This is a genomic window from Micromonospora sp. NPDC085948 (assembly GCF_040686315.1).
GTDB lineage: Bacteria > Actinomycetota > Actinomycetes > Mycobacteriales > Micromonosporaceae > Micromonospora.
The window spans coordinates 414568-433894 of the sequence record NZ_JBFBJW010000003.1; the positions used below are offsets into that span (position 1 = coordinate 414568).

General features: G+C 73.2%; 18 protein-coding genes and 1 riboswitch. Of the genes, 10 read left to right on the forward strand and 8 right to left on the reverse strand.

Translation table 11 applies throughout. The features are described from left to right. Positions 1 to 121 precede the first annotated feature (121 nt). The 3 genes from AB0O48_RS11525 to AB0O48_RS11535 all read right to left on the reverse strand — a co-directional run bounded on the left by AB0O48_RS11525 (position 122) and on the right by AB0O48_RS11535 (position 3781). On the reverse strand, positions 122 to 970 hold the full coding sequence (locus tag AB0O48_RS11525; protein ID WP_365064876.1) for a C39 family peptidase: 849 nt from the start codon (positions 968 to 970) through the stop codon (positions 122 to 124). 231 nt (positions 971 to 1201) lie between these two features. Continuing rightward, positions 1202 to 1343: riboswitch (cyclic di-AMP (ydaO/yuaA leader) on the reverse strand. 283 nt (positions 1344 to 1626) lie between these two features. After that, the gene (locus AB0O48_RS11530) at positions 1627 to 2397 is read right to left on the reverse strand and encodes a hypothetical protein (protein ID WP_357245836.1); all 771 of its coding nucleotides are present in this window, start codon (positions 2395 to 2397) and stop codon (positions 1627 to 1629) included. 172 nt (positions 2398 to 2569) lie between these two features. After that, entirely contained in the window at positions 2570 to 3781 is a 1212-nt protein-coding gene (locus AB0O48_RS11535; protein WP_357245839.1) for an acyltransferase, read from the reverse strand. Between the two features lie 276 nt (positions 3782 to 4057). Between AB0O48_RS11535 and AB0O48_RS11540 the strand changes: the two genes are divergently transcribed. Further along, on the forward strand, positions 4058 to 5227 hold the full coding sequence (locus tag AB0O48_RS11540; protein WP_365064880.1) for a glycosyltransferase: 1170 nt from the start codon (positions 4058 to 4060) through the stop codon (positions 5225 to 5227). Between the two features lie 109 nt (positions 5228 to 5336). Continuing rightward, entirely contained in the window at positions 5337 to 6389 is a 1053-nt protein-coding gene (pseI, locus tag AB0O48_RS11545; RefSeq protein ID WP_357245844.1) for a pseudaminic acid synthase, read from the forward strand. Positions 6390 to 6443: 54 nt separating this feature from the next. Here the strand turns inward: pseI and AB0O48_RS11550 are convergent, their stop codons facing one another. Genes AB0O48_RS11550 through AB0O48_RS11565 form a run of 4 tightly spaced genes read right to left on the reverse strand, consistent with a single transcriptional unit; the run spans position 6444 to position 9156 of the window. Beyond that, the gene (locus AB0O48_RS11550; RefSeq protein WP_357245848.1) at positions 6444 to 6887 is read right to left on the reverse strand and encodes a hypothetical protein; all 444 of its coding nucleotides are present in this window, start codon (positions 6885 to 6887) and stop codon (positions 6444 to 6446) included. Next, positions 6871 to 7626, reverse strand: coding sequence for an SDR family NAD(P)-dependent oxidoreductase (locus tag AB0O48_RS11555; RefSeq protein ID WP_357245850.1), 756 nt, complete (start codon positions 7624 to 7626; stop codon positions 6871 to 6873). Before AB0O48_RS11555 ends, AB0O48_RS11550 begins: the two co-directional genes overlap by 17 nt. Beyond that, positions 7619 to 8908 carry an AMP-binding protein gene (locus AB0O48_RS11560; protein ID WP_365064885.1) on the reverse strand — a complete coding sequence of 430 codons (1290 nt, stop codon included), beginning with the start codon at positions 8906 to 8908 and terminating at the stop codon, positions 7619 to 7621. Before AB0O48_RS11560 ends, AB0O48_RS11555 begins: the two co-directional genes overlap by 8 nt. Beyond that, positions 8905 to 9156, reverse strand: a complete 252-nt coding sequence (locus tag AB0O48_RS11565; protein ID WP_091401397.1) for an acyl carrier protein — start codon at positions 9154 to 9156, stop codon at positions 8905 to 8907. Before AB0O48_RS11565 ends, AB0O48_RS11560 begins: the two co-directional genes overlap by 4 nt. A 100-nt stretch (positions 9157 to 9256) precedes the next feature. Here AB0O48_RS11565 and AB0O48_RS11570 point away from each other — a divergent pair, with 100 nt between their 5' ends. Beyond that, positions 9257 to 9766, forward strand: coding sequence for a GNAT family N-acetyltransferase (locus AB0O48_RS11570; RefSeq protein WP_357245856.1), 510 nt, complete (start codon positions 9257 to 9259; stop codon positions 9764 to 9766). A gap of 93 nt (positions 9767 to 9859) precedes the next feature. Here the strand turns inward: AB0O48_RS11570 and AB0O48_RS11575 are convergent, their stop codons facing one another. Beyond that, a complete protein-coding gene (locus AB0O48_RS11575) occupies positions 9860 to 11593 on the reverse strand; it encodes a hypothetical protein (RefSeq protein ID WP_357245860.1) in 1734 nt (577 codons plus the stop codon). A gap of 367 nt (positions 11594 to 11960) precedes the next feature. Between AB0O48_RS11575 and pseB the strand changes: the two genes are divergently transcribed. From pseB to AB0O48_RS11610, 7 genes are all read left to right on the forward strand, one after another. Continuing rightward, a complete protein-coding gene (pseB, locus tag AB0O48_RS11580) occupies positions 11961 to 12944 on the forward strand; it encodes a UDP-N-acetylglucosamine 4,6-dehydratase (inverting) (RefSeq protein WP_357245863.1) in 984 nt (327 codons plus the stop codon). Then, positions 12941 to 14098 carry an aminotransferase class I/II-fold pyridoxal phosphate-dependent enzyme gene (locus AB0O48_RS11585; RefSeq protein ID WP_357569972.1) on the forward strand — a complete coding sequence of 386 codons (1158 nt, stop codon included), beginning with the start codon at positions 12941 to 12943 and terminating at the stop codon, positions 14096 to 14098. The genes pseB and AB0O48_RS11585 overlap by 4 nt, the downstream gene beginning before the upstream one ends. Positions 14099 to 14108: 10 nt before the next feature. Further along, a complete protein-coding gene (locus tag AB0O48_RS11590; protein WP_357245870.1) occupies positions 14109 to 14957 on the forward strand; it encodes a hypothetical protein in 849 nt (282 codons plus the stop codon). Beyond that, on the forward strand, positions 14947 to 16776 hold the full coding sequence (locus AB0O48_RS11595; RefSeq protein ID WP_365064894.1) for a class I SAM-dependent methyltransferase: 1830 nt from the start codon (positions 14947 to 14949) through the stop codon (positions 16774 to 16776). Before AB0O48_RS11590 ends, AB0O48_RS11595 begins: the two co-directional genes overlap by 11 nt. Continuing rightward, the gene (locus tag AB0O48_RS11600; RefSeq protein ID WP_365064897.1) at positions 16773 to 17546 is read left to right on the forward strand and encodes a glycosyltransferase family protein; all 774 of its coding nucleotides are present in this window, start codon (positions 16773 to 16775) and stop codon (positions 17544 to 17546) included. The genes AB0O48_RS11595 and AB0O48_RS11600 overlap by 4 nt, the downstream gene beginning before the upstream one ends. Beyond that, on the forward strand, positions 17543 to 18601 hold the full coding sequence (locus AB0O48_RS11605) for a spore coat protein (RefSeq protein WP_365065152.1): 1059 nt from the start codon (positions 17543 to 17545) through the stop codon (positions 18599 to 18601). The genes AB0O48_RS11600 and AB0O48_RS11605 overlap by 4 nt, the downstream gene beginning before the upstream one ends. Before the next feature lie 67 nt (positions 18602 to 18668). Further along, positions 18669 to 19304, forward strand: a complete 636-nt coding sequence (locus AB0O48_RS11610) for an alpha-ketoglutarate-dependent dioxygenase AlkB (RefSeq protein ID WP_365064900.1) — start codon at positions 18669 to 18671, stop codon at positions 19302 to 19304. The last annotated feature ends 23 nt before the right edge of the window (positions 19305 to 19327 follow it).

The window sequence follows — 19327 nt, forward strand, 5'->3', positions numbered from 1 at the left end:
GCAGTCTCCCACGGTTCACGGCCAGGGACGAGAGTCGTCGACGGGGGCGTACCGCCGTGGAGGACGCGACGGGCGCCGGCCCCTCGTGAGGGACGGCGCCCGTGGCGGTCAGCGTGCCGGGTCAGGCGGAGTAGCCCCGGCTGGCGATCCAGTTGGCCAGGTCGATGGTGGTGACCCAGTACGACGGGTCGGCCGGGTTCGCCGAGTCGGCGATGCGTACCGTGCGGCCGTTGTCCTTGTAACCCACGACGGCGATGTAGTGGCCGCCGCCGTAGGAGTGCCAGGAGCCGTCGGTGTCGGTGGCGTCCCCGACGACGTTGGCGACCACGCCGCGGCCGTCGGTGATGGCCTTGACGACGTCGGCCTGGAGGCGGTCCATCTGCGCCGGGCTGGGCGCGCCGACGAACATCCGGGTCCGGTACGGGGAGCCCTTCACCTCGGCGTTGAGCACCCGGGTGGTGTCCTCGGCCGAGTTGGTGCCCAACTCGGTGGTGCCCAGTTCGGCGCCGAGTTCCTCCTGGGTCCGGTCGATCCCGGTGGCGCTGAGCGCGTTGCGGGTGGCCGCCGGGCCGCAGTTGTAGTACGTGTTCTGCGCCTCGTACTCGTAGTCGAGCACCTTTGTCGCGGGCGGCTTCGGCCGCTCCGGCTTCCGGGTCAGGTCCGGGTTGCTGCTGGCCTTGGCGGCGGGCGCCGCGGCGCTGGTGGCCGGGGCGGCGCTGCTCGGCGCGGCGCTCGCCGACGGAGACGCGTCCCGCACCTCGCCCCGGGAGGCGGCGACGTCGGTGCGCATCTCGGCGACAGTGGTCGCGGTGCGCTGGCCGGCCGGCGCGTCGTCGGCGGTGGCGAGCAGGGTGCCGGTGGTGGCGGCGAGCACGAGGGCCGCGGCGGAGGCGGCGACGATCTGGTACGGGCGCTCGGTCGCGAGGCGGCGGAGCTGACGCTGCATGGTGTGCTTCACGGGGTCCTCCACGGTCGGGGGGAGAGCGGCACACCGGGGCCGGACCGGTATCCGGGCAGGCGCCATCGCGCGGACGGTGGTCCGCGGGTGGTGAACCGCTCAGGGGAACGCCCGGCGTGGCCGGGCGGTGAGGCGATGACCCGGGGGGTCAGCTCACCGTCACTGGACGGATGAGCGGGGGCACCGCTGTGCCGTGGAGGCGAGGGAACAGCCGAGGGGTGGAGAGGTGCTGCACGAGGATGGAACTCCTTCCGACACCGCCTACCGGGTTAGCTGACGGATTCGGGCGGGAAGATCGCCCTACCGCGGGCCGTGGCTCGCGGATTCACCCCGGACGTACTGATGGGTCCCCGGTTCGTTCATGACGATTGAGCGGGTCGGCGCGGCGTCGCCTGTTGCGATCGGTTACCGCACCGGACGGGACGACACTACTGGCCCGTTCACACCATGCCAAGCCAGGTTCACCTGCGTAAACCCGAATCGGCGCGACAATTTCTGCGCGTTCTGCCGCTGATGTGACTCGATGGGACAAGCGGTTACGGTGACGCCTGTGGGCGACAACCGGACAGGTCGCCGAAACTGCGGTCAGAATCCCGGGAACAATCGCGCCGAACGTGCCGGACGCCCGATTCCACATTCCGTGACCGGGCTCACACAACAGATCGGGCTCAACCCGCGCGGGCCGGGCGCCAGCGTGCCACCACGGCGGGACGGGCCGCCCCGCGCACCAGCCGGCGGGCGGGTGCCCGACTCGGCCGCAGCCGGGCCGTTGCCGCGCACGCCTCCTCGGCAAGGGTGCGCGCCGACTCGGCGGCCAGTTCCGCAGCCCGCCAGGCGGCCCGCTCCGCGCTGGCGGCGGCCTGGTGGTCGGCCCGTCTCGCGTCCCGGATCGACCGGCTGAGCAGCGCTTCCTGCTCGACCGGGTGCCGCCGGGGATCCCAGCCGTGCCGGTGCCCGAACACGTCGCTGAGCTGCGCCATGCTCAGGTCGCCCCGCCAGTACGCCGCCGTGGCCGCGCGGTGCAGGTAGCGCTCCCGGGCGGCGTACTCGGCGGGGGTGCGGGGCGTGGCCGGGCTGGGCAGCGCCCCGGACCCCGCGAAGCGGCGCGCGGCGGTGTCCGCCTCGTCGTAGCGCGCCCAGGCGCGTTCGGCCTGCTCCTGACTGGCCAGCCAGGCATCGCGTCGCCGCTGGGCCGTCCGGGCCGCGCCGGCCGCCGCGACGGCCACCTCCTCGGCGTACCGGCGCCGGTCGACGATCGCGGCCGCCGCCACCTCACGCGCGGTCGGCACGGCCGGGGACGGGTCGGCGGTGGGCCGGTCCTCTTCGGGCCGGGCGACAAGCACGGCGAGCACGCCGAGCGCCAGCAGGAACAGGGCCGACCAGATGGCAGCGGCCTGCGGTACCTCGGTTACGAACTGGTAGAAGACGGTGGTCTCCATGGTCGGCACCTCGCTGAGGAAGCAGAGCGATGGGGAGCCCCGTCGGCCACCTGGCCACGGTGAGCGCGACCGGAAGCCACGTCCCCACGCTACCGTCGTGCCGACCCGGGCGCATTGACCGCGGGCGTGTCGACGCGCGCCGCGCCGAGCCCCCTGACCAGGGTGGACGGTGTCAGCGGGTGTCCGCGTACGTTGATCGACTGTCGGTCTGGTCGGGTCCGCCGGTATCGGGGGCGACGTCGCCGGTGGCCCGGGTTCCGGCCGTGCGTTGTCCGGGGACGGACGCCGATCGGGCCGGGCGGCGCGGCGCGAGCCGGCGCATCATCGGGGTTTCGACGTAGCGATGCAGCAGCGCGGCGAGGAGCAGGGTCACCAGCAGGAAGCCGAGCACCACGGCCGGCCCGCGCCACCCCTCGAAGCCGATCCCCCAGTCGCCGGTGAAGCGCAGCACGCTCGTCATCACCAGCACGTGGACCAGGTAGAAGGCGAAGGAGACCTCACCGAGCCAGACCAGCGGCCGCGACCGCCACGGCGACCGCCGGTCCCGCACGTCCGCGTCCGCGGCGGCGGTGATCACCAACAGGTACGCGACCGCGAGCAGCGTGGTCCACAGCTCCGCGGGAATCCACTGCGCGGCCGCTGCCCAGACGCCCACGAAGATGACGCTGGCCCAGGTCAGCCCGGGGCCACGCCAGAGACCCCGGCGCATCAGCTCGGCCGCCACCGCGCCCAACCAGAACTCCAGCGACCGGACCGGCGGGAAGATCTGGGTGAACCACCACCGGCTCACCTCCGGCACCAGGTGTTGGGCCGGCCAGAGCGCGAGGATCAGCAGTGGCATCGCGACGACCAGCGCCCAGAGCAGCTTCGGCCGGGCCCGGCGCAGCAGCGGCAGCACCAACGGTAGGCAGAGATAGAAGAAGAACTCGCAGGACAGCGACCAGCTCACCGTGTTGATGCTGTAGAACCAGCCCGGCCGGGGGTCCCAGGCCTGCAACAGCAGCAGGTTCTCCAGCGCGGCGGCCGGCAGGACCGGGTCGGCGAACCACCAGGCGACAAGCACCGTCGCCATGAACAGCACCAGGTGGTTGGGGTAGATCTTGGCAACCCGTCGCCGCCAGAAGGTGCGCCGGGAGTCGCCGGGGCGGGCCGACCAGACCAGCACGAACCCGCTGAGGATGAAGAAGAACTGCACCCCGGACAGGCCGAGGCTGAACACCTTGTCGACAACGGCCTTGACGTCCGGCTCGGCGATGATCCGCATGGTGCCCGCGTGGAACCCGAAGACCAGCAGCGCGGCGATCCAGCGCAGCCCGGTCAGCGAGGGCAGCCGGGACGGTGCGGGGGCGGGCCGGGCGGTCGACGCCGCGGCGGCGCTCGTCATCGGCGGATACCGAGGCTTGGCAGGGTCACCAGCACGTTCGTATCCTCCTCGGCGCGGCGTGGACGGCACGACGGCGACGCCCGCGACGGCCCGGCGGGGCCGCACCGGGGCACCCTACCGGGTCACTCCCGGGTGAACCGGACGAGTCCCGCCCGTCGCGGGCCTGGTCCCGCCGGCCGGCGTTAACCTTCTGCTGGGCGGGAGTTCAGCGACTCCACCATCCGCGGTCACGCGCGGTTCCGGGGCCGGCCATCCGGGTCGTCGAAGGTGGCGGGCGTGGTCAATGAGCCGACGCACGCACCGCTGCTGAGCATCGTCGTGCCCGTGTACGGCGTCGAGGCGTACCTGTACCAGTGCCTCGAGTCGATCCGGGCCGACATCCCGGCCGGGGAGTCGGACGCGGTCGAGTTGATCGCCGTCGACGACGCCTCCCCGGACGGCTGCGGCGACATGCTCCGCTCGTACGCCGCCGGCCACGACCGCGTCCGCGTCGTGCACCTGAGCAGCAACGTGGGTCTGGGTCTGGCCCGCAACGCCGGGCTCGACGTGGCCACCGGCCGGTACGTCTGGTTCATCGACAGCGACGACTGGGTGCCGACGGGCACGATCGCGGCCGTGCTGGACCGGCTGCGCCAGCACCAGCCCGACGTGCTGATGCTCGACCACCTGCGGGTGCACGAGGACGGCCGGCGGGAGATCGACGCGAGCAGTCACCTGCTGCACGGGATCGCCGGCGTGACCCGCCTGGACGACCAGCCGCAACTGCTGCGGGTGCAGCACACCGCCTGGAACAAGGTGGTCCGCCGGGACTTCCTGGACCGGTTGGAGCTGCGGTTCTTCCCCGGCTGGTACGAGGACATCCCGTTCAGCCATCCGCTGCTGATCGGCGCGGAGAAGATCTCCGTGCTGAACCGGGTCTGCTACCTGTACCGGCAGGGCCGACAGGGCGCGATCACCTCCACCCGCAGTGGCCGGCACTTCGACGCGTTCGCCCAGTACGAGCGCCTGCTGGACTGGGTCGCCCGCAGGCACCCGGACGAGCGGTTGCAGGCCGAACTGTTCCAGCTGATGATCAGCCACTACCTGGTGGTGGTGGGCAACGACGACCGGTTGCACCCGCACCTGCGGCGGGACTTCTTCCACCGGGCCGCCGAGCACTACCGCCGGTACCTGCCCACCGGCGGCTATCCGCTGCCCGCCGGGGCGACCGGGCTCAAGCACCGCCTCGTCGGTCGCGGTGACTGGCTGGCGTACTCGGCGCTGCGCCAGGCGCACCGGATCGCCGGTCGCCTGCGCCGCGGCGGCCCGACCGGTGGGGCCGGCTCCGGAGCCGGTCCGGTCACCGCCGACGAGGACCCGGGTCGAGGGGCGGACGTCGCGACGACGCGGGGCGGCGGGATCGCGACGGAGCGGCGGGACGCGCTGGCCGGGGGTCGACTGCCGTGACCGCGACCAGCGCACAGCACGCGGATTTTCCAGGTCGTTCACCCGCCGGGTGGACGACGACAGCAGCACCACCGCACGCGGGTGCGGGCATACCTGAGCAGAGGTCGGAATGACGGCGACAATCAAGATCGGACCACACCTGGTCGGTGCCGGGGAGCGACCGTTCGTGGTGGCCGAGATGTCCGGCAACCACAACGGTGACCTGAACCGGGCGTTGTCCATCGTCGACGCGGTGGCCGAGAGCGGGGCGCACGCGCTGAAGCTCCAGACGTACCGGCCGGACACGATCACCATCGACGTCGACACCCCGGCGTTCCGGATCTCCGGCGGGCACGAGTTGTGGGGCGGGGAGAACCTGTACCGCCTCTACGAGCGGGCGCACACCCCGTACGAGTGGCACGCCCCGATCTTCGAGCGGGCGCGGGAGCACGGGCTGACCGTCTTCTCGTCCCCGTTCGACGCGACCGCCGTGCGACTGCTGGAGTCGCTGGACGCGCCGGCGTACAAGATCGCTTCTTCGGAGCTGGTCGACCTGCCGCTGATCCGGCTCGTGGCCAGCACCGGCAAGCCGATGGTGATCTCCACGGGGATGGCGACGGTCGCCGAGATCGACGCCGCGGTGCGCACCGCCCGTGCCGGCGGCGCGGCGGGCATCGTCCTGTTGGCCTGTACCGCGTCCTACCCGGCGCCACCGGCCGACAGCAACCTGCGCCGACTGCCGGTGCTGGCCGGCGCGTTCGACGTGCCGGTCGGGCTCTCCGACCACACGCCCGGCATCGGGGTGGCGGTCGCCTCGGTGGCGCTCGGCGCCTGCTTCATCGAGAAGCACGTCACGCTGGACCGGGCCGACGGCGGCGTGGACTCGGACTTCTCGCTGAACCCGGCGGAGCTGGCGGCGCTCGTCGCCGAGTCCGGCCGGGCGTACGAGGCGCTGGGTGGCACCGCGATCGGCCCGACCCCGGCGGAGCGGGAGGGGCTACGGTTCCGCCGTTCCCTGTTCGTGGTCGAGGACGTCCGCGCCGGTGACCAGGTGTCCGCGCAGAACGTGCGGTCGATCCGGCCGGCCGGCGGCCTGCCCCCCGTGGAGATCGACCGGGTGCTGGGCCGCACCTTCACCGCCGACGTCTCCCGGGGCACTCCCCTGAGCTGGGACCTGATCTGACCGTCGTCCGAGGCCGGGTCGCCGAGTGGGTGCGGCCCGGCCCGGTGCACTCCCCTAGGCGCCGGCAGCAGCCCGACCGTCGGGCACGAAGCCGACGGTGACCACCAGGTCGGCCAGCCAGAGGGTCCGCCAGACCGCGGGCCCGTCGGCCGGTGTACTCAGTCCGTGGCGGCGCCACCACGCCGCCACCGGCACGTTGGTCAGCTTGCAGCAGCACTCGGCGCGGGTCCACCGCGCCCAGAAGTCCTCCACACCGAACCGGCGGGCCAGCGCCGGGGGCACCGGGGCGTCGGCCCGTTCCGCGTCGATGGCCACCCGCCACCCCGGCGTCCGCGGGCCGTACCAGCCGACGCAGCGTCCGTCGTCCAGGTGACTGCGGGTCACCGCGTCGGTCAGGGCGGCGGGAGCACCGATACGCAGGTGTCGTTCGGCGACGGCCAGCAGCGCCGGCACCGGACGGGGCCGGAGCAGCCGGTCCAGGTCAGATGGCGGCGGCACCGTCCACCACGATGACCTGGCCGTTGATGTTGGTGTGCTCCCGCAGCAGCATCCGCACCACGGGCGTGACCTCCGCCGGCTCGGTCAGGTGACCGGTCGGCGTGCGGCGCACGATCTGGTCGAGCTGGGTCGGGCCGAGCACGGCGGACATCTCCGAGGCGAAGAAGCCGGGGGCGACCGAGTTGACGAGCATCCGGCCGCCCAACTCCCGGGCGAGCGAGCGAGTGGCGGCGTCCATGCCGCCCTTGGTGGCCGAGTACGCGACCAGACCCGGAAACCCGCGCTGCCCGCAGATCGAGGTGATGTTGACGATCCGCCCGCGCATGCCCTTGCCGAGCATTCGGCGGACCACCAGCCGGGTCAGCTGCAACGGGGCGGTCAGGTTGGTCTCGATGATCCGGGCGATGTCGTCGGTGGCGGTGTGCACGTGCAGCGAGTCCTGCCCGACGGCGGCGTTGTTGACGATGCCGTCGATCGGGCCGAGGCGTTGCTCCACCTCGCGGACGAAGCTCTGCGCGGCCCGCAGGTCGGTGACGTCCACCGAGCCGACGTGCACCCGGTCGGGGTGCTCGGCGGCGAGTTTCGCCAGCTCCGGCGTGACGGTACGGGCGAACGCCGCCACCCGTACGCCCGCGTCGAGCAGGTCGGTGACGATGGCCAGGCCCAGCCCACGGGAGCCGCCGGAGACGAGGACGACGGTGCTGGGCGGGACGAGTGGGATGACGACGGGATCAGACATCGCTCTTCAGGGTCTCCTTGACGGGAATCTCGGTGAGCACGCGGATCCGGCGGGGCACCGCGTACTCGGGAAGCTGGCCCGCGCACCAGCGGACCAGCGCGGCCTCGTCGGGCACACCGGTGCCGACCGAAGGCGGGCCGGCGGGGCCGGTGGGGTTGAGGACCACCTCGGCGACCACCATCCGGCCGAGCACCGGGGCGCGGCGTCCGGTCACCCGGGCCCAGGCCACCGCCGGATGCCCGGCGAGCACACCGCGGACCACCCCGGCGGAGACCTTGCTGCCGCCGACGTTGATCTCGTCGGAGTCGAGGCGGCCGGTGATCAGCACCCGGTCGTCGAGGATCTGCACCCGGTCCCCGGTGCGGATCGGGCCGGACAGCCCGGCCCCGTGGTGCGGGGAGGTCACCACCAGCTCGTCGTCCACAACGGACAGCGTCGGCCGGCCCGGGGTCTCTCGGTCCAGCCAGTCGACCGGGAAGCCGGCCCGCCCGTCGTGCACCACGATGGATGCCCCCACCTCGGACGAGGCGTAGATCCAGGAGATCCGGGCGGTGGGGAACAGCTCCCGGAGCTGGTCCAGGATCGCCTGGTCCACCGGCTCCCCGCCGAGGGTGAGCTGCCGCAGCGGCACCCGGGCCAGGGCGGCGGCGTCGCGGTGGAGGGTGCGACGCCAGAAGGTCGGGGTGCCGGAGGCGGCGTCCACCCCGTGCGCGGCCGCGACGGCGGGCCAGTCGTCCAGCTCGTCGGGCTCGACCACCACGAGGTGCTGGCCGGGCTGGGTCAGTGACAGGGTGACCACCTGCCACCAGGCGTACGTGCCGGGCGCGTACGGGCAGAGCCAGGTCCGGTCGGGCTGCTCGGCCCGCACGGTGGTCAGTGTGTCCAGGGTGTGCCCGACCCGTTTGGGACGCCCCGTCGAGCCCGACGTCAGCAGCCACAGCCGGCCGGGCTCGGCGGCTCGGGGCCGGGCCGGCACGCTCGGCTGCACGCCGCCGTCGTCGAGGACGCCGACGGTGAACCCGGCCTCCAGCAACTCCGTCCGCATCGTCGCGTCGACTCGACTCGGCGTGCTGAGCAGCAGCTCGGTGCCGTGCACGGCGTGCTGTCGAGCGGCGGCGAGCGCGTCCACGCCACGGTGGGCGAGCACCGCTGCCGGATCGGGCAGCGTCGGCGTCGGCAGTGCCCGCCAGGTCAGCGCGGCGCCACCGACGACGATCCGGTTGTCGACGCCCGCCGGCTCCCGGGGCGCGGGTGCGCGGTCGCGCGCCGTCGCGACTGTCACTGGTGTTGAAGCTCGACGAGGAAGTCGAGGACGTCTCCGACGGTGGCGATGCGGCGCAGGCCGGGGGCGTCGAAGTTGAGCTCCTCCCCCGTCTCGTCCTCGACCCGCAGGGCCAACTCGGAGAAGTCGAGCGACCGGAAACCGATCTCCCGCAACTGCGCCGCGTCGTCCGCGGGCAGCTCCTTGTCCTGGTTCTTCAGCACCTGAGCCATGAGGTCGCGGATCTGCGCGCGACTCAATTCGTTCATGCGGCGCAGTCTACAACCCATCGAATGCATATCTGCTTTCCCGGTGTGGCCGGGTAAGGTGCTCCGACCGGACGTGAACAGCTAAGAAAGCGAGACGCACGTGCTGCGCGAAGCGACGGCGGACGACGTTCACCTGATGTTGTCCTGGCGTAATCAGGAAACCAACCGACAGGTCAGCAAGACCAGCCACGAGATCACCGCCGACGAGCACGCCCGGTGGTGGTCGGCGGTCCGCGACGACAGGTCCCGGCGCGTGCTGGTGTACGTCCGCGACGACCGGCCCTGCGGCGTGGTCACCTTCTTCGACCTGCGGTTCGACCGCCCTCGCACCGGGGCGTGGGGCTTCTATCTGGACGCCGACGGGCTGGCCGGCCGGGACGAGACGCTGCCCGCCTGGCTGGGGGTCATGCGGGAGGCCGTCGAGTACGCGTTCGACGGGCTGCACCTGGACCGGCTCGACGGCGAGGTGCTCGGTCACAATACCGTCGTACGACAGATGAACCGGCGTTTCCGATTCGTCGAGGGCACCCCGAGACAGGAGCTGTCCGACGGGCGGGAAATCACCGTCATCCCGATTTCCCTGGCTCGGGCCGACCGCCGCCAACGCTGATTGTCGGACCCATTCGGATAATGGCCCCGAATCATTAACCGATGGTGTTCCCGGTGGACATCCGCCGTTCACGAATGGCGGCGCCCGGCCGGGTCAGCCCCGCCGCCAGGCCGCCCAGTGCTGCACCGGGTTGCCGCCGAGCCGGACGAAGCCGTACGCGGTGCCGTCCCAGTCGTCCGGCTGACCGGGCGCCCAGCGGGCGAACACCACCTGCGCCGCCGCCGGCGGCTGCTCGCCGAACCACCGGACGTCGGTCCAGGTCACCTGGTGGCTCAGGTTGAACCGCAGGACGTAGTGCACGCCGGTCGAGGCCCAGACCCGCTCGCCGGGGCGTACGCCGACGTCGGCCACCCGGGGCGTCGGTGCGGTGCTCGCGACGGCCGGCCGCACGATGCGGTGCTCGATGACCTGCATGGTGACCAGGTTGACCACGACGAGCACGCCGAACATCGGCAACCGCAGTCGGGGCACCAGCGCGGCGGCGACGAGCAGCAGGCAACCGCCGATCCCGACAAGTGACCCGAGCACCGGGCGCATCTCCCGCCAGCCCCCGGTCAACGCCACCAGGTCCGGCGCGCTGAAACCGCCGTAGCGCAACCGGTGGCCCTGGCTGGCCACGTACGCGAGGCGGGCGGCGATCAGCGCTCCACCGCCGACCAGCAGGGCCACCGCGACGGCCGCCCGGCGCAGCACCACCCGGCGGCCGGCGGTGAGCAGCACCCCGAGGCCGACCAGCAGCCAGAACGGCGCCAGCATCTGCACGTAGCGGCCGTAGATCGCGTCCAGGGGCTTGCCGGTGATGCCGGCCAGGATCACCGACGCGCCGCCGGCCACCCCGACGGTCACCACGAGCGCCACGCCCATCGTCCAGCGGGCCGCGTCGCCGTGCCGTGGACGCCACAGTTCGCGCACGGCCGCGGCCCAGGCCACTCCGGCCATCCCGAACGTGATCACCACGAGGTACCAGAGTTGGGTGGTGACGCCCGCGCCGACGCGGACCACGCCCCGCACGGAGGCGACCGCCTCGACCGTGCCGCCGCCGGGGGTGCTGCCCAGCAGGTAGACCCTGTCTCCGAGGTGGTGGATGACGGCGGCGTTGAGCAGCGCCAGGGCGAGCACCGGCAGCAGCGCCGCGAGCACCGCGGGCGGGCCGATCCGGCGGCGGACCAGCAGCAGCAGGACCAATCCGGCGTGCACCGCCACGATCACCAGGCCACGCGAGTGCAGCAGGTGGAACCCGCCGACCAGCAGGCCGACGGTGGCGGCGGCGAGCGGGCCGGGCCGGGAGATCCAGCGGTGCACGGCGAGCAGCCAGGCGACGACCAGCGGGGCCATCACTGTGTCGATCATGGCGATGCCCGCGTAGAAGGCGGTGGCCGGCAGGGTCGCCGCCGCGACCGCGCCGAGCAGCGCGTACGACCGGCGCAGCCCGAGCAGGCGGCGACCGAGCAGGTACGCCAGCGGCAACAGCGTCGAGTTCGCCATCGCGTTGACCAGCTGGACGATCCGGTAGCTGTCGCCGAAGTCCCGGTCCCCGAGGAACGCCGGTGAGATCAACATCGGGTAGCCGACCCGGCGCAGCAGGTCGTTCTCACTGCTGAACCCGCCCGGCCCGCCGACCAGCGCGCGGGCGGTGTTCAGGTAGCTGTCCTCGTCGGTGTGCGCGATCGGCAGCACGATGTGCCGGGACAGCCACATCCGCCAGGCGACGCTGAGCACCCAACCGACGACGAGCAGCACCGGCACCAGCCAGCGCCGCGCCGGTGCGGCGTCGGACGTCGTCGCCACCACCTCCGGCCGTTCGATCACGTCGCTACCGGATGCCATCAACGCCTCCAGATCTGCCGGTCGGACCGGTCCCCGCGTGGACCGGCAGGGGCTGTCGGTCCGCGCCGGTGACGCGTGGGGTGACCCGCTCGCACCGAGCCGATGCGGATGTCGGGTGAACGCGGAACCGGCCGCGAAGCGGGGCTGGCGGGTCACTCGCGCGGGTCACTGTAACGGCCCAATGTGGCCAGGTCAGGCCGGTTACGGGCCGGACGGAAGTGTTTGCCTACGCGGTGCTCGGCATTCACAGGAGCAGGGGGTGCGGTTAACCCGCGAGCGTCGGGGAGTTAACCCGCCATGGCTAGCGTCTCACCCCGGTCGGCCGGCCGAAGGCCGCCCGTTCATCCACGATCACGGGAGCACCAAATTGAGTGAGTTGAATGGATCGTCCATTCTGATCACCGGGGGAACGGGTTCCTTCGGCAGGACCTTCCTCCGGCACATCCTCACCGAGGCCGACCCCGCGCGCGTGGTCGTGTTCTCCCGCGACGAGCTCAAGCAGTACGAGCTGCGCCAGCAACTCGGCGACGACCCACGGCTGCGCTGGTTCATCGGCGACATCCGGGACCGCCACCGCCTCACCCGGGCCATGCACGGGGTGGACCACGTGGTGCACGCCGCCGCGCTCAAGCAGGTGGACACCGCGGAGTACAACCCCTCCGAGTACATCGCCACGAACATCACCGGCTCCCAGCACGTCGTCGACGCCGCGATCGAGGCCGGCGTCAAGAAGGTCATCGCGCTCTCCACCGACAAGGCGTCCAGCCCGATCAACCTGTACGGCGCGACGAAGCTGGTCGGCGACAAGCTGTTCGTCTCGGCCAACCACTACGCCGCCCAGCACCCCACCCGGTTCTCCGTGGTGCGCTACGGCAACGTGGTGGGCAGCCGCGGCTCGGTCGTCCCGCTGTTCCGCCGGCTGGCCGCCGAGGGCAAGAGCCTGCCGATCACCGACAAGCGGATGACCCGCTTCTGGATCACGCTCGACCAGGCCGTGCAGTTCGTCATGGACTCGTTCGACCAGATGCAGGGTGGCGAGTTGTTCGTGCCCCGCATCCCGAGCATGCGCATCCTCGACCTGGTCGAGGCCGTGGCCCCGGACGCCACCACCCACGAGATCGGCATCCGGCCGGGCGAGAAGCTGCACGAGGAGATGATCGCGCCCGACGACAGCCGCCGCACGCTGCGTGCCGACGGCCGGTTCATCGTCCAGCCGACCATCGCCACCTGGGGCTACCAGCCGCCGGTCGACTGCGACCCGGTGCCGGACGGCTTCGCCTACCAGTCGGACACCAACGACGAGTGGCTCACCGTCGAGCAACTGCGCGACATGCTCGGCCTCACCGCATGACGGGGATGCTCCCGTACGGCCGGCATTCGATCACCGAGGACGACATCGCCGCCGTCGCCGACGTGCTGCGCGGCGACTGGCTCACCACCGGCCCGCAGGTCGACGCCTTCGAGGCCGACCTCGCCACCTGGACCGGCGGGGTCGGCGTCGCCGCCGTCGCCAACGGCACCGCCGCGCTGCACGTGGCGTACGCGGCGGCCGGCGTGGGACCGGGCGACGAGGTGGTCGTCCCACCGATGACCTTCGTGGCGACCGCCAGCAGCGCGGTCGCCCTCGGCGCGAAGATCGTGTTCGCCGACGTCGACGACGAGACGTTCTGCCTCGACCCGGCCGCGGCCGCCGCCGCCGTCACCGCGCGGACGAAGGTCGTCGCCGCGGTCGACTACGCCGGCCACCCCGCCGACTACGACGCGCTGCGCACGTCGGTCGACGGCAGCGACGCGCTGCTGCTCGCCGACGCGGCGCACTCGATCGGCGGGACGTACCACGGTCGACCGGTGGGCTCGCTCGCCGACCTGACCACGTTCTCGTTCTTCCCCACCAAGAACCTCACCACCGCCGAGGGTGGCGCCGTCGCCGCGCTGGACCCGCGGATCCTCACGCGGGCCCGCCGCTTCCGTGGCGTCGGGATGGTCCGCGAACGCGACGAGTTCCGCTTCGCCGACGAGGGCGGCTGGCATCAGGAGGTGCACGAGTTCGGGCTGAACTACCGCCTGCCCGACGTGCTCTGCGCCCTGGGCCGCAGTCAACTGCGCCGGCTCGCCGAGTTCACGGCGCGGCGGGCCGCCCTGGCCGCCCGCTACGACGAGGCACTGGCCGACCTCGACGGCGTACTCCGGCCGAACCGCAGGTCGTGGGCCGACCCGGCCTGGCACCTCTACCCGATCCGGGTGCTCGACGGGCGTCGCCGCGAGGTGTACGACCGGATGCGCGCCGCCGGCATCGGCGTCCAGGTCAACTACATCCCGGTGCACTGGCACCCGGCCTTCGCCGACCTCGGCTACCGGCGCGGGTCCTGCCCGGTGGCCGAGTCGTTCTACTCCCAGCAGCTGTCCCTGCCGCTCTACCCGGGACTCAGCGACACCGACCAGGATCGCGTCATCGACGCGCTGACCACGGCCCTGCGGTACGGCTCGGTGCGTTCCGCCGCCTGATGGGAACCTGATGCACCACGCCAACCACTTCTACGGCCACGCGCACGTACTGGCCCGCTACGCCGGTCTCGGCGACCGGCACCCACCGCGGATCAACGGGTACGTGCAGCACGGCTGGAACATCGGTGACGGCCTGGCCCCCGGTCACCCGTACGCCGAGCGCTCCCCCAGCCTGCTCTGGTCCGAGCAGACCCGCCGGCGGGCCTGGTCGGTGGGGCGGCGCAACGTGGTGGTCATCGGCGCTCCGTTCGCCTACCTGCTGGCCCTGCGACCCGAGCAACCGGCGGCCGAGGAGCGGGAGGGCACCATCTGGTACCCGTTCCACGGGTGGGAGGGCCAGCACGTCAAGGGCGACCACCGGAAGTTGATCGCGCTCATCCAGGACACCGAGCCCGGCCCGGTCACCGTCTGCCTCTACTGGCACGAGTACCGGATGCGCAGCGTCCGCCGGCTCTACGAGCGCGCCGGCTTCCGGGTGATCTGCCACGGCTACCGGGGACACTGGTGGAAGGACACCGACCCGGAGTTCCTCGACAAGCAGTTGACCGAGCTGCGTCGACACCGGCGGGTAGCATCCAACCGGCTGACCAGCGCGATCTTCTACGGCATCGCTGCCGGCTGCGAACCGGCGGTCTACGGCGACCCGATGATCCTGTCCAACGAGGACCCGACCTTCGGCGGGACGGCCCGCATCCGACGGCAGTGGCCGCAGTTGCACGGCACCGAGGTCGACCTGCCCACCGCGGTCGAGATCGCCCGCGCCGAGTTGGGGACCGACCACCGCTGCACGCCGGCAGAGCTGCGCGAGCTGCTCGGTTGGGCGAACCTCCAGGAGGAAGAGGACCACCGTGACGACTGAGACGGCACCCGCCGGCCGGATCACCCTGCCCGGCGGCGAGATGCTGGCCTGGTCCGATCTGCCGCAGCAGCGCCTGGCCGACGGTGGACCCCTCGCCGCGCTGGCCGCCCGGCTCGTGCCGCCCGGCGCCCGGGTGCTGGTGGCCGGCCCGCACGACCCGGCCCTGCTCGACCAACTCGGCCACGCCGAGGTGACATGCCTGCTGCGCAGCCACCCGGACGCGGTCGCGCTCGCCCAGCGCGCCGCCCACCTGGTGGTGGGCGGCCCGGCCGGGTTGCCCGACGACGAGACGTACGACGTGGTGATCGCCGCCGCCGGACTGGACCCGGTCGAGTCGGTGGAGGGCACCCGCCTCGGTTGGGACGGCGTGCTGGCGCGACTGGTCGCCGCCCTGCGGCCGGGCGGAGCGCTGCTGCTGCGCGTGGACAACCCGCTCGGCCTGCACCGACTCGTCGCCACCACCCCCTGGTACGCCGGCCGGGAGGACTCGGCGTGGACCATCGGCGGGGTCCTCGACCGGACCCACCCGGCCAACCGGGAGCAGCTGCGCGAGCGGCTCACCGCGGCGGGGCTGCGGGCGGGCGCCTGCTGGGCCGCGTACCCCGACGCCGGCACCCCGACGGCGCTGCTCGACGCCGACCACCTCGACTCCGACGCGGGCTCCGGCCTCTTCGACGCGGTGCTGCACGGCGCGTGCGCCGGCGGTTTCACCGGCGACACCGTGCTCCAGGACCCGGCCCGGCTGGCGGTGGACGCGCTGCACGCCGGCCGCGCCGCCGACCTCGCGCCGGGTTGGCTGGTGCTCGCCCACCGGCCCGCCGACCCGGCGGATCCGGGCACGCCGCCCGTCGACGGGGATCTGCCGGTGGCGCTGGTGCAGACCGGGCGCCCCGGGATCGGCGTGCTGGAGGTGCGGCACGGTCCGTCGGGATGGCGGTGGGGACGCCTCGCGACCACCGGCACGGACCTGCCGGCCGCCGCGCCGTTCGCCAGCCGCGAGGCCGCGTACCGGGACGCGGACGCGCTGTCCGGGCCGGTGCCGGCCGGCCGGCTGCTGCGTACCCTGCTGCTCGACGCGGCCCTGCGCCGCGACCTGGCCGCCCTGCGCACGCTGCTGCACGGGTACGCGGGCTGGCTCGCCGACCAGGCCGACACCGACGGCCGGATCGCCGGCGCGGCGGCGCTGGCCGGCACCGACAACGTGGTCGTCGACGGCGAGCGGTACGCGGTGCTCGACCCGAGCTGGCGGGCCACCGATCCGCTGCCCGCCGACGTGGTGCTGGCCCGCGGGCTGTGGCGTTTCGCGGCGGGCCTGCTCACCGGCGGGTACGCCCACCCGTGGTCGTCCACCCTCGACGTCGCCGGCCTGACCGTGGTGCTCGGTGGCCTCGCCGGACACGACCTGGACCGCGCGACCATCAGCGAGGCGGTGGAGGCCGAGGCCGCCATCGCCGCGGCGCTGCACGGGTTGGACACCGACGGCAGGGCCCACCTCGCCACCGAGCTGCACGCCGTCACGCCGACCGACCCGCCGGCGGGTGCGGCGCGCAGCTACCAACAGCTCCACGAGGCGTGGCTGCGCCAACGCGAGGAACTCGCCCGGCTGGCGGCACTGACCGCGTGGACCGAGGAGCTGCTCACCTCGCGGGAACGCGCGTTGCGGCGGGCCGAGACGACGATCGGCCTGCTCAGCGGATCGCTCAGCTACCGGGTGGGCCGGCTCGCCATCACCCCGGCCCGGCTCGCCAAGCGGGGCGCCCGCGCCGCCAAACGCCGGGCCACTGCGGTGCTCGCCCCCAAACAGGAGGAGCAGCAGTGACCGCCGTACCGGTGCCCGGAGTCGCCCCGGACGACGCCGGACCACGGATCGTCGGCATCGTGCAGGCGCGCATGGGTTCGTCCCGGCTGCCCGGCAAGGTGCTCCGCCCGCTCGCCGGGCGTTCCGTGCTGGGCCGGGTGGTGCGCGCCGCCCTCGACAGCGGCGTCCTGGCCGACCTGGTGGTCGCCACCAGCACGGACGCGGTCGACGACGCGGTGGTGGCCGAGTGCGCGCGGCTGGGCGTGGCGTGTCACCGCGGGCCGGTCGACGACGTGCTGGGCCGGTTCGTGGGTGCGCTCGCGGCGCACCCGGGCGACGCGGTCCTGCGGTTCACCGCCGACTGCCCGCTGCTCGACCCGGAGATCATCACCCTGGTCGCGTCGGTGTACCGGGCGGTCCCCGGGCTCGACTACGCGAGCACGTCGATCGCCCGCACCCTGCCCCGCGGGCTCGACGTCGAGATCATCCGGGCGGAGACGCTGCGTACCCTGGACCGGCTCGCCACCGATCACCACCGGGTGCACGTGACCTCGTACGCGTACACCTATCCGGAGCTGTTCCGGGTGCTCGGGGTGACGCTCACCCCGGACCGGTCGGCGCTGCGGCTGACCCTCGACACCGAGCGGGACTGGGCACTGGTCAGCGCGGTCGTCGACCACTTCGGCGACGTCAGCGTGCCACTGGCCACGCTCACCGACTGGCTGCACGGGCAACCCCACCTGCGCGCGCTCAACGCCGACGTCCGACAGAAGCAACTGGAGGAGTGCTGAGCACGCCGCGGGTCGGGTTGCGCTGCGACGCCAGCCCACGGCGGGGCGTCGGCCACCTCGTCCGCTGCCTGGCCCTCGCCGAGGAGTTCCTCGCCCGGGGCGTCCACGTCGCCGTGTTCGGCACCGTCGAACGGCTCCCCTGGGCCACCGCGGAACTGGCCGCCCGGGGCATCCCCCTGCACCCCGGCCCGGACTCGCCGGCCGGACTGGTCGAGGCGGCCCGCCGACACCACCTGGACGTGCTGGTCCTCGACTCCTACGAGCTGGACCCGGCCGGCGCGGGCGCGCTGCGTGCCGCCGGCGTCTTCACCCTCGCCGTGATCGACGGGGACAGCCGGGGCCAGGTCGCCGACCTCTACCTCGACCAGAACTTCGGCGCGGAGCTGCCGGGGCTGCCGGGCCGGCTGCTCGCCGGCAGCGGGTACGCCCTGCTGCGCGACTCCGTGATCACCGCCCGGCCGTCGGCGCCTCCGCCCGTCACGACGGTCAGCCGACCCCGGGTGCTGGCCTTCTTCGGCGGCACCGACGCGGTCGGCGCGGCACCGGTACTGACCCGGGTGCTCGTCGCCACCGGCCATCCGATGGACCTCACGGTCATCGTCGGTCGACCCGAGGTCGAGGCCGAGGTCGAGGACGTCGCCCCCGGCCGGGGACAGGTCATCCGGCCGGTGCCACCCACCGGCGCACTGCCGGCACTGATCACCGAAGCCGACCTGGTGGTCAGCGCCGCCGGCACGTCCACCTGGGAACTCTGCTGCCTGGGCGCGCCCGCCGCGCTCGTGTGCGTGGTCGACAACCAACGTGAGTCGTACACCCGGGTGGTGCGGCACGGCCTGGCCGCCGGCCTCGGCGAACTGCCGGAGCTGACCGCCGCCGGCGTCGCCGGACGGGCCGCCCGCGCGGCGGCGGCACGGACCCTGCACGGGCTGCTCAGCTCACCGCAGCGCCGCGCGACGCTCGCCGCGCAGGCCTGGTCGACCGTCGACGGGCAGGGCCGGGCGCGGGTCGTGGACGCGGTGCTCGACGCCGTACGCGCCGCCGCCGTCCCCGGCTGACCAGAGCAGACCACCAGGGGCAGCGCTACCTAGTACGGGTGTACGAAAGTGCTGCTAGGGTGGCTGGATGACGCAGGCCGCCTACCAGCCGTCGATGCTCGACCTCGCCGACGCCGGGCCGACCCTGGGGTCCCTGCCCGGTCTGATCCGCCGGCACCAGCTCAGCCGCAGCGCCTGGGTCGACCACCTTCCCGGGTGGGTGCACGGCTCCGACGCGGTCCTCGACACCCTGCTCACCGAGGTCCCCTGGCGGGCCGAGCGGCGCACCATGTACGACAGCGAGGTCGACGTGCCCCGCCTGCTCTGCTGGTACGACGGCGACCGGCACCTGCCCCACCCGGTGCTCACCGAGGCACGGGCCGCGCTGACCCGGCACTACGCCCCCGAGCTGGGCGAGCCCTTCGTCACCGCGGGCATGTGCCTCTACCGGTCCGGCCGGGACAGCGTCGCCTGGCACGGCGACACCATCGGCCGTTCCGCACACACCGACACCATCGTCGCGATCGTCTCCTTCGGCGCGCCCCGACCCCTGCTCCTGCGCCCTCGCGGCGGCGGCGACAGCCTCCGCTTCCCGGTGGGCCACGGCGACCTGATCGTGATGGGTGGTTCCTGCCAACGCACCTGGGAGCACGCCATCCCGAAGACCACCCGCCCGGTCGGCCCCCGGGTGAGCGTCCAGTTCCGCCCGGTCGGCGTGGCCTGATTCCCACCCGGGTCCGCCCCGGC